Annotated in this window: 14 protein-coding genes; 3 read left to right on the top strand and 11 right to left on the bottom strand. The window is 36.1% G+C overall.

Translation table 11 applies throughout. The annotated features are described in order from the left end of the window. Positions 1 to 13: 13 nt before the first annotated feature. The 6 genes from BUB48_RS09390 to BUB48_RS09370 form a co-directional block, all read right to left on the bottom strand. Positions 14 to 2,482 (bottom strand): heavy metal translocating P-type ATPase, encoded by a 2,469-nt coding sequence (locus BUB48_RS09390; RefSeq protein ID WP_073025985.1) that lies wholly within the window; start codon positions 2,480 to 2,482, stop codon positions 14 to 16. A 134-nt stretch (positions 2,483 to 2,616) separates the two neighbouring features. Next, entirely contained in the window at positions 2,617 to 2,742 is a 126-nt protein-coding gene (locus BUB48_RS18845; RefSeq protein ID WP_278308952.1) for an LDCC motif putative metal-binding protein, read from the bottom strand. Positions 2,743 to 2,869: 127 nt separating this feature from the next. Then, positions 2,870 to 3,799, bottom strand: coding sequence for a cysteine synthase A (cysK, locus tag BUB48_RS09385; RefSeq protein ID WP_073025984.1), 930 nt, complete (start codon positions 3,797 to 3,799; stop codon positions 2,870 to 2,872). A gap of 80 nt (positions 3,800 to 3,879) precedes the next feature. Further along, complete coding sequence (locus BUB48_RS09380) at positions 3,880 to 4,323, bottom strand: RrF2 family transcriptional regulator (protein WP_073025983.1); 444 nt, start codon at positions 4,321 to 4,323, stop codon at positions 3,880 to 3,882. A gap of 94 nt (positions 4,324 to 4,417) precedes the next feature. Then, entirely contained in the window at positions 4,418 to 5,440 is a 1,023-nt protein-coding gene (locus BUB48_RS09375; protein WP_073025982.1) for an AIR synthase family protein, read from the bottom strand. Positions 5,441 to 5,444: 4 nt separating this feature from the next. Continuing rightward, positions 5,445 to 5,924, bottom strand: a complete 480-nt coding sequence (locus BUB48_RS09370) for an ECF transporter S component (RefSeq protein ID WP_073025981.1) — start codon at positions 5,922 to 5,924, stop codon at positions 5,445 to 5,447. A 181-nt stretch (positions 5,925 to 6,105) separates the two neighbouring features. Here BUB48_RS09370 and thrC point away from each other — a divergent pair, with 181 nt between their 5' ends. Further along, positions 6,106 to 7,320, top strand: a complete 1,215-nt coding sequence (thrC, locus tag BUB48_RS09365; RefSeq protein ID WP_242944192.1) for a threonine synthase — start codon at positions 6,106 to 6,108, stop codon at positions 7,318 to 7,320. Positions 7,321 to 7,390: 70 nt separating this feature from the next. Here thrC and ortB read toward each other — a convergent pair whose 3' ends face one another. The 4 genes from ortB to BUB48_RS09345 form a co-directional block, all read right to left on the bottom strand. Then, positions 7,391 to 8,812, bottom strand: a complete 1,422-nt coding sequence (ortB, locus tag BUB48_RS09360) for a 2-amino-4-oxopentanoate thiolase subunit OrtB (RefSeq protein WP_207648332.1) — start codon at positions 8,810 to 8,812, stop codon at positions 7,391 to 7,393. A gap of 10 nt (positions 8,813 to 8,822) precedes the next feature. Then, positions 8,823 to 9,116 (bottom strand): 2-amino-4-oxopentanoate thiolase subunit OrtA, encoded by a 294-nt coding sequence (ortA, locus tag BUB48_RS09355; RefSeq protein ID WP_139249956.1) that lies wholly within the window; start codon positions 9,114 to 9,116, stop codon positions 8,823 to 8,825. 65 nt (positions 9,117 to 9,181) lie between these two features. Next, the gene (locus tag BUB48_RS09350) at positions 9,182 to 10,549 is read right to left on the bottom strand and encodes a sigma-54-dependent transcriptional regulator (RefSeq protein WP_073025978.1); all 1,368 of its coding nucleotides are present in this window, start codon (positions 10,547 to 10,549) and stop codon (positions 9,182 to 9,184) included. A gap of 1 nt (position 10,550) precedes the next feature. Then, positions 10,551 to 12,563, bottom strand: a complete 2,013-nt coding sequence (locus tag BUB48_RS09345; protein ID WP_073025977.1) for an ATP-binding protein — start codon at positions 12,561 to 12,563, stop codon at positions 10,551 to 10,553. A 394-nt stretch (positions 12,564 to 12,957) separates the two neighbouring features. On the opposite strand from BUB48_RS09345, the gene BUB48_RS09340 reads away from it, so the two are divergent. Continuing rightward, the gene (locus tag BUB48_RS09340) at positions 12,958 to 14,394 is read left to right on the top strand and encodes a Na+/H+ antiporter NhaC family protein (RefSeq protein ID WP_073025976.1); all 1,437 of its coding nucleotides are present in this window, start codon (positions 12,958 to 12,960) and stop codon (positions 14,392 to 14,394) included. A gap of 101 nt (positions 14,395 to 14,495) precedes the next feature. On the opposite strand, the gene hsp18 is transcribed toward BUB48_RS09340, so the two are convergent. Beyond that, on the bottom strand, positions 14,496 to 14,933 hold the full coding sequence (gene hsp18 / locus BUB48_RS09335; RefSeq protein WP_073025975.1) for a heat shock protein Hsp18: 438 nt from the start codon (positions 14,931 to 14,933) through the stop codon (positions 14,496 to 14,498). 175 nt (positions 14,934 to 15,108) lie between these two features. Here hsp18 and BUB48_RS09330 point away from each other — a divergent pair, with 175 nt between their 5' ends. Then, on the top strand, positions 15,109 to 15,753 hold the full coding sequence (locus tag BUB48_RS09330) for an FMN-dependent NADH-azoreductase (protein ID WP_073025974.1): 645 nt from the start codon (positions 15,109 to 15,111) through the stop codon (positions 15,751 to 15,753). The last annotated feature ends 331 nt before the right edge of the window (positions 15,754 to 16,084 follow it).

Here is a 16,084-nt window from a genome sequence, read left to right as displayed (position 1 = left end):
ATCATCTTTCGTTTTATCCTCTTGTTGGTTTGAAATTTCTCAATCTGAGAGCGTTGGTAAGAACAGATACGGAGCTTAGCGACATGGCTGCCGCCGCAAACACCGGGTTTAGCAAAGGTCCACCGAATAAGTGAAGCACACCGGCTGCCAATGGTATTCCAGCAGTATTATATCCAAAGGCCCAAAACAGATTTTGCTTGATGTTTCTTATGGTGCTCTTGCTCAACTCTATTGCAGCAGGCACATCCATAAGATCGCTCCTCATGAGCACTATATCTGCTGATTCCATAGCCACATCCGTACCGGAACCTATGGCTATTCCTATGTCCGCCTGGGCCAGAGCCGGTGCATCATTTATACCATCTCCCACCATGGCAACCTTTTTCCCCTCATCCTGGAGTTTCTTAACTTCATCAGCCTTGTCCTGAGGCAATACCTCTGCAAGAACTCTATCAATACCAACCTGTCTTGCTATAGCCTCAGCGGTCCTCTTATTGTCTCCTGTTATCATGACAACCTGGATACCCATATGATGAAGCCTTTCAATGGCCTTGGCGCTGCTTTGCTTCACCACATCAGCCACGGCTATTATACCTGCCAGCTTATTGTCCACTGCCACATACATAGGAGTCTTACCCTCAGAAGCAAGCCTGTCAGATTCTGCCTCCAACTCCTTAAGCTCTATATTTCTGTCTATCATAAGCTTTTTGTTTCCCAGAAGCACATTTGCCCCTTCAATATTAACCTCTATTCCATGACCTGGTATTGCAGAAAACTTATCAACCTTTAGAAAATCAACATTTTCACTTTCTGCTTTTCTCACTATGGCTTCTCCAAGAGGATGCTCAGAGCCTTTCTCTGCCGATGCGGCAATCTGAAGAAGCTTGTTTCCTTGATTTCCATCAGTTGTTATAATATCCGTCACTTCTGGTTTACCTTCAGTTATTGTGCCTGTCTTATCAAATACTATTGTGTCAATTTTATGAGTAGTTTCTAATGCTTCTCCACTCCTAATCAATATACCGTATTCAGCACCCTTTCCCGTACCCACCATTATGGCTGTAGGTGTTGCAAGGCCTAATGCACAAGGGCAAGCTATAACTAAAACAGATATAAATATGGTCAATGAAAATACTGCTGACTCTCCGCTGAGATACCAGGCAATTGATGCCGCTATAGCTATGGCAAAGACTATGGGAACGAAGTAACCTGAGACTATATCAGCCAATTGGGCTATGGGAGCCTTGGAACCCTGAGCATCTTCGACAAGCTTTATTATCTGGGCAAGAGCAGTATCGCTACCTACTTTTGTGGCTTTGAATTTGATAGAACCATTCTTGTTTATGCTGGCTCCTATAACCTTGTCTCCAATATGCTTTTCCACAGGAATACTTTCCCCTGTCAACATGGATTCATCAACGGAGGTATATCCTTCTATGACTTCACCGTCTACAGGTATTTTCTCACCAGGCTTAACTAATATTATATCTCCCACTTCTACCTCTTCTATGGGCAACTGGATCTCCTTGCCGTCCTGAATAACCGTTGCAGTTTTAGGTGCCAAGCCCATGAGCTTTTTTATTGCTTCAGAGGTCTTTCCCTTTGATACGGCTTCAAGGGATTTCCCAAGCAATATAAGCGTTATAATCACTCCTGCAGATTCAAAATACAAGTTCATAACACTGTGATGGTCTCCCATGTATATTCTGTATGTTGAATACAAGCTGTATATAATAGCCGCAGAAGTACCCATGGCAATTAAGGAATCCATATTGGGGCTTCTTCTCATGATGGCTTTAAAGCCTACTGTATAAAATCTGTTTCCTGCAGTGACCACAGGAGTAACCAGCGCTATCTGAATCAAAGCGAATCTTAAAGGATTTGCCATTGGGTCTAAAAAAGCAGGCAACGATTTATTCAAACCAGGTATCATATGTGCCATTGCAAATATGAGCAAAGGTGTAGCAAATATGGCTGACAGGACGAATTTAGTCCATAATGTCTTTATCTCCTTTTCTTTCCTTGCCTTATCCTCATCGACTCTGTTTTTGCTTTCAATTTCCAAGGCCTTATATCCTGCTTTGTCAATAGCCTGTTTTATCTGCGAAAGCCTTAGTTGCTTGGGATCATATTTTACATTTGCCTTTTCCGTTGCAAAATTTACTGATACGCTTTCAACACCTTGAAGCTTTCCCACTGCTCTTTCAACGGCTTTTGCACAAGCTGCGCAGGTCATGCCTTCAATAGGTATGGATATTTCCTTTGCTTTAACATCTTCAACAGCTTCATACCCAGCCTTTTTAATTGCTTCTTTAATCTTGTCCAGATCCACTTTGCTTTCATCATATTCAATATGCATCTTCTCCGTAGCAAAATTCACATTTGCTTCAATTACACCATCAAGCTTTTTAACAGCCCTTTCAGATGCCTTTGCACAAGCTGCACAGGTCATGCCTTTTATATTCAAAGATTGGGTCTTCATACCTTTCATCCCTTCTCATCACACTTTACATAGGATACTCCCCTACCCTATACTTACATAGTACATTATTTCCTTTTTAGTGTCAATATAAGTGAAAAATATATTCATATCCTTTGATTTCATCTTCATCACCCTTATTTGTCCTTGTTGGGTTTGTCAAGCTTGCAGCAGTTCAATCTATTGTTGCCAAATTCCTCTTGGCTCGACTTGGCCAATTTCCTTAAAAACCTTGCTATAGCTACTTTTATTTTCTTAAACATAATCTCACCCCAACTATGATATATGAAACCCTTCACTATAAGCCTTTTATATATTATGTAACGCTGTTAGTATATTAATTATCAAGAAGCAAAAGAGGCTGTTAACAGCCTCTTTTGCTTCTACATTTTATACAAATAATTCAGTGGACAAATATCTTTCGCCAGTGTCAGGCAAAATAACAACAATAGTTTTCCCTTTGTTTTCCCGTCTCTTTGCTATTTCAGTAGCTGCATAAAGTGCAGCACCTGCTGATATACCCACAAGCAGTCCTTCACTCTTAGCAAGCTTTCTTGATGTTTCAAATGCGCTTTCATTCTCCACCTTGAAAATTTCGTCTATTATTTCCCTGTTCAATATCTTTGGCACGAAACCAGCACCTATTCCCTGTATTTTGTGAGATCCCTTCTGTCCTTCGGATAATACAGGAGAATCTGCAGGTTCTACAGCAACTACCTTTATACCAGGATTTTTTTTCTTTAATACTTCCCCAATTCCTGTTATTGTGCCTCCGGTTCCTACTCCTGCTACAACAATATCAACTTTCCCGTCTGTATCTCTCCATATTTCTTCTGCTGTTGTCTTCTTGTGAAACTCTGGGTTGGCAGGGTTTTCAAACTGCTGCGGGATAAACGAATTCTCAATTTCTGAGGCCAGTTCCTGTGCTTTCTTTATGGCTCCAGGCATTCCTTCTGTTCCTGGAGTAAGCACAATTTCAGCTCCAAGTGCTGCCATGAGCTTCCTTCTCTCTACGCTGAAGGTCTCAGGCATGGTGATTATAAGCTTGTAACCCCTTGAAGCAGCTACCAAGGCCAAGCCTATACCGGTATTTCCACTAGTCGGCTCGATTATAGTGGTATTTGAGTTAATCAAACCTTTTTCTTCAGCATCCTTTATCATGGCATATGCTATCCTGTCTTTTACACTGCCTCCTGGATTAAAATACTCAAGCTTGGAAATGATAGTTGCCTCTACTTCATTTGCTTTGTTATAGTTGGAAAGTTCTAGAAGTGGAGTATTTCCAATTAAATCCGTAAGACTCTTTGCAATTTTTGACATATTACAACCTCCATATTAATATTAATTTATATATATCCTATATGTTTAATAGGTTTTTATCTAAAAAAATTACTTTAATTCTATATATAATACATATCTGTTTCTTCATTCACCATTTTCTTATATTCAAAAACCAGATCTTCCAATGTAATATCATCCACTATAGAATTAATGCACTGATCTATTTTTTTCCAAACATAAAACTTTATGCACCTTTCTATAGGATTATCACCATCAGTGTTTGTATTATCGTCTACTATGGATAAGTCTCCCTCTAGGACTCTTAACACTGCCCCAACAGTAATGTTTGATGGATCATCAGCTAAGATATATCCGCCTTGAGGTCCCTTTATGCTTTTTACCAGCCCTGCTTTTTTTAAGGTTGAAAAAACATGCTCCAAATAACCCTCAGAAATATTCTGACTTTCTGCTATGCTCTTCAATGGCACATGATCGGAAACAGATTTATGGGCTAAATCAACCATAGCCCTAAGCCCATATCTTCCCTTGGTAGAAATCTTCATAAATAACACCTCTCTGCTGTCAGGGAGACATTTATAATGTACGTATACTATATATCCTATATGTTTAGTATGTTATTATTATATGCTTGCTTTTTTATTTTGTCAATAATTTAGTTGCCTTTTCTATTGCAACATAAAGCTCATCTCTCTCAGGAGGTATGATGGAACTAGAACCATACTTTGATATCAATATTTTATCTTTCTTTGTAACCTTCCCAACTATTGTTGCTCTTATACCTTTGGATTCTAGAGCTTCTACCACTTCCTTGCCCTTTGGAGTACAAATCAGCATGGAACCGCTTGAAATAAGTCCAAGAGGGTTGATTTGAAAGTACTGGCACATGGCTTTTGTTTCATCATAAATTGGGAGCTTTTCTTCATATATTTCCATTCCTACTCCCGAAGCTTCTGCAACTTCATATGCCGCTCCCAATAGTCCTCCCTCAGTTATATCATGCATGGCAGAAACTCCTACTTTGGCAGCAGTAATTCCTTCTTCCACCACTCCTATGTTTTCTATAAAAGCCTTTGCTTTTGATACTGCTTCATTTCCCAATTTTTCTTTCAATATATCCTCATAATCTGCTGCCAGGATGGCTGTTCCTTCAAGTCCGAGAGCTTTGGTCACTATAACATCATCCCCTACTTTGGCTCCGGAAGAAGTAACATACTCATCCTTCGCAGCAACTCCCAATGCTGTTACAGATATTATGGGCTTCACAACCCCATCAGTGATTTCACTGTGTCCACCCAGAACTTCTATTCCGAGAGCATTGGCACCTTTATGGATTCCTTCCATTATATCCTTCAGCATGGTTTCATCAGCACCTACAGGCAAGAGAAGTGTTACCATTATACCTATGGGCTTTGCACCGCAAGCTGCAATGTCATTGGTGGATATATGAACCCCAATATATCCGCTGTTTTTATCTGCGCCTGTAATCGGATCTGTGGATACAACAGCTACATTTTCTCCATAATCTATTATGCTGCAATCCTCACCTAAAGTTGAATGAACTAAGACCTCTTGTCTTCTCTTTCCAAGAAAGGGATATACGGAACTCTTAAGCACCTCGGGTGGCACTTTCCCTATTTTAAAAATATTGTGTTTCAACATTTTATCACCGCCCTATGATGTGTTTTTCTAGTCTATTGTGGAGCAATAATGCAATTATTCCACCTACTGATACCTGCACAAAATCACCTGCCAGTTCTACAGGCACAGCACCGGTACCATATAATAATCCTGCTGCTGTTGCATATCCCAAAATCATAAATGTTGCGCCAGACATTACAGCAAGATAAGGTTTTACTTTCTTTGACAAAATACCAACTATAAATCCTTCAGTACCTTTTATCAATAACGTTATAGGAGCCCATACAGGATATCCGCCTAAGACATCCGCTAAACCAGAGCCTACTCCACCTACTACAGCACCGGCAGGTCCACCAAACATAAGTGCTACCAAGTATATTATTCCTTCTCCCAAGTTAAAATAGAGATTAAAGTTTGGCACGGGAAAACGGAATACTGTGGTAGCCACGATAAGCAGAGCCATAAAAAGTCCCAAAAAAGCTACTTTCTTTATCTTTGCATCCATAAAGACCCCCCATTTACTTTTATGGTTATCAATGGAAGCTTCATTGACAATATAAATTTGATATACCATAATGACATGTAATAGGTTTTAACATAACTTTCTTACATAAATGGATTATATAATAATCTTTTGATGCATGAAAATAATGAAACAGGCATATAACAAAAGGAGAGGAAATTTATTGAGAAGTGTATCGATACATTGTACAAGTTGCGGACAAAAAATTGAATCAAAGGAGGCTGTTTTTCGCTGCAATATCTGCAACGAACCCGTTGAATTTGAAATAGAAGGACTGAAAGAAGCTAAAATAAATGATGGAAATCTCTTGACACAGACCATATGGGAACGATATGCAGACTTTTTGCCTTTCTTTGATAAGGAATCTGAGTTATCACTGGGAGAAGGATTTACACCGCTGACAAATTTAAAGAAACTATCAGAAAGCATAGGAATTGGGGATTTGTACATAAAAAATGAAAGTCAGAATCCTACCTGGTCCTTTAAAGACAGAGGCACAGCATATGGTATAATGCACGCCAGAAAACTAGGATATAAAAAGATAGGAACCGTATCCACAGGAAATATGGCCACATCTGTTGCTGCCTATGGTGCCGCCGCAAAAATGGAAACCTTTGTGCTAGTAAGCAAGAATATATCACCGGAGAAAATCAATCCCATTGCCATATACAATCCTCATCTCATAAAAGTTGAAGGTAACTACGGGGATCTTTATTTTGAAAGCCTTGAGATAGGGAAGGATAAGGACATATATTTCATCAATTCAGATGTACCCATGAGAGTAGAAGGTTCCAAAACCATTGCCTTTGAGATATGCGAGCAACTTAATTTCAAAATGCCTGACTATGTAATTGTCCCCACCAGTGCAGGAGGTAATATAAGAGGTATTGAGAAAGGCTTCAGAGAGTTTAAGGTCTGTGGTTTGATAGATTATGTTCCAAAATTCATATGCGCTCAGGCTTCAGGCTGCTCTCCAATATACAATGCATTCATGGATGGCAGCAATGCCATAACCAGAGTTGATAATCCTCATACCATAGCCCATGCCATAGAAAACCCCTACCCTCCAAGCGGTAATCAAGTATTAAGAATGTTGCGAAACAATGGTGGCATAGCCACAGCGGTATCCGATTATGAGATATTAAAAGCACAAGCATTGATGGCAGAACAAGGCATATTTGGTCAGCCTGCTTCAGCGGTGCCATTAGCTGCTGTAATCAAGCTAAAAGCTGAAGGATTCTTAAAAGGAAATGAAAATATAGTATGCATAGCGACTGGAAGTGGTCTGAAATATACTGCTGCTCTTGATATGCAAAAGCTTTATTCAGTTGAATGCAAAATTGAAAAATTAATAGATTTCATATCAAAAAATTATTGATAAAATAAAAAGCAGAAAATCTTCTAATTTTAAGATTTTCTGCTTTTTATTTTGCGTTTTTTATCTAAACTTACTGTTGCACTTTCACATTTAAGGATTCCAATATTCCTAATACATCTTCTTTTCCTAATTTTACTTCATCACATAAAAATAGCAAATCCTCTTCAGTTATTTCATAGATATCTTTTTGAACTGTTATATTTCTAATATAATCTCTTCTTAATTTCATCATATCAAAGTCTTTTAAGTAAATCTGGTCTATGCCATGTGGAATTACAATATTCTTGCCAGGTATATTTTCCTTTGAATCTCCTCTTCTTACTTCTATTCCATTTGATTTTGCGAATGTCAATTGAGGCATTGGGTGTTTGCCTGCTCCTGTGTATTCAGTTTCTTGTACTACTATTATCTGGTCTTGATCCATTTCTGAAGCAATTGCTATTGCTGCCGCCAATGATGTATTTCCAGCCGGTCCTCTTTCCAATCCTTCCAATTGAGCTAATAACTCTGTTACATAAAATACATCACCTTGCGTAATTGTAACATATCTATCCATATATCTTAATACTCTCGCAGCATTTCTCGGTACATCTGACCTATCAGGAGTGGTTGTAAAGGGAACTCCAAAACCTGTATGTCCTGTTGTAAAGGATTTTCTATTGAAGTCTTTGTCGCTAGCCATATGAAGACCAGTCAAGTCTACAGATGCTCCAATAACTTTAGCATCTCTTGCTCCAGATTTTATCAAGCCCCTTGCAGTTCCTGTCAGATTTCCTCCTCCTGCATTCGTTACTACTACAGCATCCGGATATTTACCTTCCCTTTTAAGAACTTGATTTGCTAATTCATATCCCAAAGATTCAATTCCTGCAATAGAAGTTGGAGTATATAATGACGCATTATAATATCCTGTTTCCTCCAATAATCTTAAAAACATATAGAATAGTTCAGGACCTACAGTTAATTGCACTACCTCTGCTCCATAGGCTTCACATTTTCTAGCCTTCTCCAAAATCTCTGGTTGTCCCACTTTTCTGGAATCATATACTTCTTGTACTACTATACATCTAAGACCTCTCATTGCAGCTTGGCTAGCTACAGCTGCACCATAGTTACCACTGGTTGCAGCTATTACTCCTTTATATCCCCTTTTCTGAGCTTCATAAACTGAAATAGCAGCTCTTCTTGCTTTGAAAGAGCCTGATGCATTTGCAGCTTCATCTTTTATAAATATTCTTGCTCCTTTTCCTGCTGGAGAATGTTTTCTAACTAAATTTGTAATATTTTTCAATTCAAATAATGGAGTATTTCCTACCTTTGTTTCTCTTTGTATATCTTGAATTTTGTCTATTGGATAGGAATTTTCTCTCAACATTCTTTCATAATCAAATGCAATCTTACCGTATTCATAGATCTGATAGTCTATTCCAAGAGCATTTTTCATAATTTCATTTTTTCTTGCCATTACGGCATCATATGATAAATCTCTCATAATATCCCCCCTATTTATTCTCTTTAAGTTCCATGCCTATTTCCAGCAATTCATGAACGGGATTACCGAAATCGTGAACATGCCTTGGATTAATGTCTACAAGTCTTCCTTTTACAATTCTTCCACTTAAGGTTTTAACTGAAACTTCATCTCCTATATCAGCTTCATCATCCATGAGGAAACCCTTAATCCACATCATAAGGGGCGTAGCCTTTGTATCTTCAGGTAAGTGTGATGCTCTTTCATTTGGTTTTAAAACTAGGTTTTCGATTTCAACCCAATAATTCTTTTTGGCTTTAATCATATTTATCCCTCCTAGTATTTTTTCTTTAACATTACTGCAATTTTTGTGCCAAAAAAGAAATGAACCTAATGGTCCATTTCTTGTCGTAAATTATATTCGTTTATTTTATTTATAAGCTGCCTTCTGCTGATTCCTATTGCATCAGCAGTTTTAGTTACATTGAAGTCATGTTGTTTTAAAGCACTATAAAAATATTCCTTCTCAAATTCTTCTTTGGCTTTTTCATAGGGAGCAACTTTTTGACTCCTATTACTCTCTTTTACCGGAAAACTTATGGCTCCAAGATTGTCCATCTTTAATATGCCATTTTTAGATAATACCACAAGCCTTTCAATCATGTTCTTTAACTCTCTTATGTTCCCAGGATAGTCATAATTCAATAAAAACTTTAATGTATTATTATCAACTTCCTTGATATCCTTTTTTAATTCCTCTTTATACATATCCATAAAAAAATATATCATATCTTCTATGTCTTCTCTTCTTTTCCTTAATGGGGGTATTTCTATAGTGATTGTATTAATTCTATAAAATAAATCCTCTCTGAAATTATAATTCTTAACTTCTTTTATCAAATCTCTATTAGTGGCACAAATTAATCTAAAGTCTACAGGAATTTGCTTATTAGAGCCTAACCTTTCAATTGTTCTATTTTCTAATACTCTTAGAAATTTAACTTGAATTTCATTAGAAATTTCTCCTATTTCATCAAGAAAAACAGTGCCTCCATTGGCTTCTTCAAATCTGCCTATGCGCTTTTCATTGGCTCCGGTAAAGGCTCCCTTTTCATGTCCAAACAGCTCAGATTCTAATAAGTTAGATGAAAAATACTGACAATTAATTGCTACAAAAGGCATTTTGGCCCTATCGCTCATATCGTGTATTTTCTGTGCAATTACTTCTTTCCCTACACCCGATTCTCCTAATAAAAGTACATTTGCATTGGTATTCGCTACATCTTCCAATATTGATAAAATTTCCTTCATTTTTTGATTTTTGGTTCGATATAGATATCTCTTCTCATTTTTCTTAGCAATCAAGCTATGTTTTTTACCAAGACTTAATAATTTTTTAGCTTTCTCTATTTCAAGAAGCAGCTCATCCGGATTGTTGCCTTTAATGAAATATCCAAATGCACCCAGCTTCATGGCTTCTACAGCAGACTCTACATCACCGTATCCTGTAAATATTATCACTTCAATACTTTCACCATATAATTGCTTTATCCTCTTTAATACTTCAAGTCCATTTATTCCGGGCATTATATAATCACATAAAACCAAAGGATAAAATTCACCTTCCAATAAATCCAATGCTTCACCGCCCGAACTGGCCTCTCCTACCATAAATCCTTTGCTTTCCAATATTATTTTTATAGCCTCTCTTTGCTCAGCTTCATCATCTACAATTAGAATTTTAAATTGCTTAGTCATCTTATGCCACCTCTTTGCTTAACGGAATAAGAATCTTAAATGCAGTTCCCTCACCTTGTTTGCTATCTACAGTAATATCTCCATTTAATTTTTTTACTTCATTATATACTATATATAATCCGAGTCCAGTTCCCTTTCCAGGTTCTTTTGTAGTATAAAATGGGTTAAAAATCTTTTCCAAATTTTCTTTTGCTATTCCTACTCCAGTATCTATGCATTCTAACACTAAGTTATTTGAGTCTTCATATGCCTTAAAGGCTATTTTACCGCCATTATCCATGGCATCTATTGCATTGCTTATTAGATTGATCAGAATGTGTTTAAGTGATTCTTGATTTGTTATAACCATTAATCTTTCATCGCAGATTAATTCATATTCTATGTTGTTCTTTTGCAATATTTTATTTTGAAGTTCAAATATATTTTTCACAAAATTAAACATATAGGTTTTTTCCATGCTATCTCCAGAAATTCTTGAAAAGTTTAATAGGTTGTCAATTATTTTGCTAGCCCTAGCCACTGCAGAATCAATAAACCCTAATGATTTTTTCACCAGTTCCCAGTCACTTGCCGAATTTCTTATAATATAACTATGGTTTCTTATTATTCCTAATGGATTTCTTATTTCATGAGCTATACCGGCTGCCAGCTCTCCTATAGCAGACATCTTATTAGCTTGCAGCAACTTATTAGCGCTGATTTTTTCATTTGTAACATCAAATAAAAAAATTAAAATATATTTTTCCCCGAAATTTGAACTGTTCAATATGTTCAAACTTACCTGATATATATAGTTATTTATTTGTAGTTCCTCTGTTATATAAACGCCTTCTTCTATAGCCTTATCAATAAGTTGTTCAAATTCCTTCGTAGAAAAAACACCAAGAGATTCTTTATAATTGGCTCCCAATACTTGATCTTTATTCTTATCTAGCTTTTTTAAAAATCCTCTATTGATATTCTTTATGTTCTTATTTTCATCTAAAACCAACATATATTCTGTCATACCGTCAAATACTGCTTGCAACTCATTGCGGCTATCTTCCAATTCTTTTGTACGCAGTTTAATTTGACTTTTAAGTGAGTAGTTCCAAATTGCCATTAGACCTAGAATTGCAATTACAATTATAATGAATATTAATATATAACCTTTTATGCTATCCAAATCTCTATATTTTACAATTGGAGTGGATATGCCAAACCATTTCTGCTGTATCTTCTCCAATACATTTTTTTCATTCATTGAACTAATACCTTTGTTCAGAATATATACAAGCTTTGGCTTTGACTTTGGAATTGCAAAAACAACTTGATTTTCATAAATAGCTTTTTCAATTATAGTTACTTTATTATGTAGATTATGCTTATCAATTTGATAAGTCATCACAGGTTCATCACCAAGTGTTGCATCAGCTTTTCCTTCAGCAACCAAAACGAGGGCTTCTTCCAGATCTGCTACAAAATATTGCTTTATTTCCGGATAGTATTTGGATAGATATTCACTGGCATAGTCTTCTTTCTGTATAGCCATGGTTCTCCCTTTTAAGTCTTTTAAGCTTTTAATCTCATCAGTCAAATTTGAATTGATGGCAAGTATCCCTCTTAGATTATATATTGGCTTAGAAAAAAGAAACTTCTTTTGCCTCTCTTCACTGGAAAACATATCACACATATCAGCATTTCCGCTGGATAATTCTAACATAACATCTTCCCATAGCAATGGCGTGACCTCAATTTTAGTTCCTAACTCTATTGATAAATAATGTACATAATCAATCAAAACCCCTTTATATTGACCATCCTTATCATCTAGATACCTTAAAGGAGGTGCATTTTTGTCTGAAGCATAAATTAAAGCCCCGTTATTTTTAAGCCATTCTATTTCCTCATCTGTGAGGTCAGTGGTTTTTCTTATACTTAACCCAAAATATTTTGTTATAAAAGTCAAGGAAATAAATACAACCAGCGAAAGTAAAAAAACTCTAAAAATATTTCTGCTAATGTTAAGCTTCAATATTTCGCCTCCAAAACCATTAATATTTTCATTTTATCACAATTCCGATTTTTAAAATAGCCTACCAATGTTAAAACAAGCAATACCGTATTCCTTAAGTGGAGAATCAAATTAGTTAGAATTTGGTTTACTACTTGGAGATATTTTCTATGTGAAAATTACCAGAGTATAGCAGATAAGTATAATTAAATCCTGTAGCGATTATGAAAAAAATCATACAGAAATTTTCAATTATTATAAGAAATTTGAGAAAATTTTTTCTCACAGTGAAATTTTTTTCTCACTATTTTTGCACACATTATATTAATAATCTTCTGAAATCCAAATTTTTTATGGCATGAATCTTGCGTTTTAATATATGCACATCATTCTCTAAAAATAAGGAGGTAGACTTATGGAAAAAAGCTCAAAAAAACTAGAATTTTACGGTGGTGAGTGGGTATCATTTTTACCTTTCCTAATTTTTATCGCGCTAATCATCGTAACCACTTTTGCATGGGGTTCCATTTCTGATGGCGCTCTATGGGTTCCAGCTTTTAGTGCACTCATAATTGCCTTTTTCTTTGCCAAAGATAAAAAATTATATGCAAATACCATAATAAAAGGTATGGCAAGTGAAGAAGCTATTATCCCAATAGTTTGTTGGATATTTGCCGGAGTTTTTGCAACAATTCTTAAATCTTCAGGTTTGGCCAATGGTATTGCGGGTGTTGCTGCTTCAATGGGAATCAAAGGAACGTTTTTCATTATAATATCATTTTTAGCTTGCTGCTTGTTTGCTACTGCTACCGGTACAGGCTTCGGTACCATCGCTATGGGTATGGGTGTTCTATATCCTGCTGGCATAGCCTTAGGCGCACATCCTGGACTATTGGCCGGTGCTATTATATCCGGAGGTGCTTTTGGTGATAACTTAGCGCCAGTATCCGATACAACTATTTGCTCTGCAACAAGCCAAGGCGTAGATGTTCCCGGAGTTGTAAGGTCAAGACTTAAATATGCCCTTGCAGCTGGAGCAATAGTTATTATAGGTATTCTCATAATAGGTTCTGGATACGATACAACTACAGTATCTGAAGTAACTATTGATTATAATCCATTAACTCTTGTCATGTTAATTCCGGTTGCTATAACTGTATGGATTGCAATAAAAGTAGGAGATATAATAATAGCTACAACTTTAGGTTCAGTTCTAGCAGGTGCTACTGCTGTAATAACTGGATTAATTGATTTTGCACAAATAGACCCCGCTCAAAATGTAGTAAAAAATGCTCTAATTAGAGTTCATGGAAGTGGCCTTGATAGAACTGTGGATGGTGTTCTTTATTCAGGTATTAATGGGATGATACAAGTCATTATGTTAGCACTGTTGTTATTTGGTTCCATCGAAATAATGAGAGCAGGTCATGGAGATAAAAGGTTATTGGAGGTATTGGGTAAAATTGCAAAATCTCCACGTGGAGCTGAATTTGTAATCAGCGTTATGATTATAATACTTTCAGGACTAATGGGATTAAATGCACCAGCAATTTTAACAGTAGGTGCTTCATTTGCTAAACCTCTTAGTCAAAAATATGGAATCAGCCCTTATAGAACTGCTAACTTATTAGATGCTCAATCAAATACACTTGTTTACTCAATGCCATGGACTCCAGCCATTATCTATACTATAAGCTTTGCAAGAGATAGCGCTATTCCTCTAACGGCAACTCAAGTTACGCCATATGTATTATATGCATATGCAATGTTGGCAGTAATGTTTGTGTCTATAATATTGGGTATTGGCAGATATGATAACATGAAAAAAGCAAATAACGCAGAAACATTATAATATAAAACATCTGTTATGTAAAAATTCACTACCATAGCCATGAAAAACCTCAGGAGATTTTCAAGAAAAAATTCTCCTGAGGTTTATGTTGTCTATTGTTGCTACTGAATATTTATCCTTTTTCTTCTGTCATCACCTTTCTCCAACTTTGGCAAAGTAACTTTCAATACGCCATCATTAAAAGAAGCACTTATATTGTTTTCGTCAACATTTTTTATATATAAGCTCCTCTTAAGCTCGCCGTAATGCCTTTCTCTCCTTACATAGTTTTCCTTCTTATCTTCTAAAACCTCATCTCTCTTGGCACTGATGGTCAAATTGCCATTATCATATTCTATATCAATATTTTCTTTTTTCACTCCAGGCAGGTCTGCTTCCACAAGATACTTGTCTTCTGTTTCTTTTAAATCCACTTTAAAATTTCCCTTCATGGGGCTTGTCAAAGAAAAATCATCATCAAAAAAGTACATAGGAAACGATGAGAAAGCATCTCTTGGCATTAAAAAATGATTTTTGCCATAAGGAAATAAATCTACCATTTATCATCCCTCCCTATTTTAAAACCTCCTTATTTAGTATTTTGATTATGATTTTAAAAAATAAACTGTAATATTAACGGCATTTTTGTCATTAATTAATATGCTTTTACCTAATGAAGCTTATTTTGCATAAACAAAAGCTTCAAGCAAATAATAACAGTTGGGAGGTGATATATTGAAAACGTTATTATATATTACCGTAAATTCAAAGCCTGAGAATCTTTCTATCAGCAAAACAGTTGGAAGACAATTTGTTAATCGTTTCATAACTAAAAATACTGATTATGCGGTTGAAGAGCTGGATCTTTACAATGAGTATATCCCAGAAGTAAATCATGTCATATTCAAAAAAAGGGCAGAACCCGTATCAGGAGCTGATTATGAAGCATTATCAGATAATGATAAAAAAGCAGTGGACAGGATAAATGCATTATGCGACCAATTTCTAAGAGCCGATACCTATGTAATTGCTACTCCCATGTGGAATATAAGCTTTCCTTCTATATTGAAAAGATACATAGATTGCATCATAATTAATGGCAGGGTCATCAAAGCAACGCCTGAAGAAGTAACCGGTCTTCTCAATGATAAGGAAAGAAACATGATTTATATTCAGTCATCAGGGGGTAAGTATCCAAAAATACTTTCGGGAAAATTCTATCATGGTATAGACTATTTCGAGGATACATTTAAATTTTTAGGAATAAAAAGATTTGAAAAAATATTGGTTGAAGGAATAGACATGCCGGAAATAGGCAGAGAAAAGGCCATTGAAAAAGCCTGCTTGGAAATTGAAAACGTCATCGAAAAGCTTTCGTAATCTTATCGAGTAGGAGGTAGGTGATTATTTCACCTACCGACCTCTCACACCACCGTACGTACCGTTCGGTATACGGCGGTTCAATAGAATTTATTGTACTAGCATATACCTTTTATAGATACTTGTATATCCTATCTTTTCAAGATATGAATTCGTTAGAGTTGTACTTAGAATTGGGCTGTTGGATATTATCCTATGAAGTTTTCTGCAGTCTCTGCATTTCCTTCGAATTTTTCAAATTTCCAAGACCTCCTATTGTTCAGTCCTTCCCAAGGCATTCATGACTACCTTTGTACCATGACCTCTGCTGACTTCTCATGATAAATCTTGT

This window comes from Lutispora thermophila DSM 19022, assembly GCF_900142105.1.
In the GTDB taxonomy this organism is placed as follows: Bacteria; Bacillota; Clostridia; order Lutisporales; family Lutisporaceae; genus Lutispora; species Lutispora thermophila.
The sequence above is the reverse complement of the archived record's forward strand: the minus strand, read 5'-3'. Positions and strand labels throughout refer to the sequence as shown.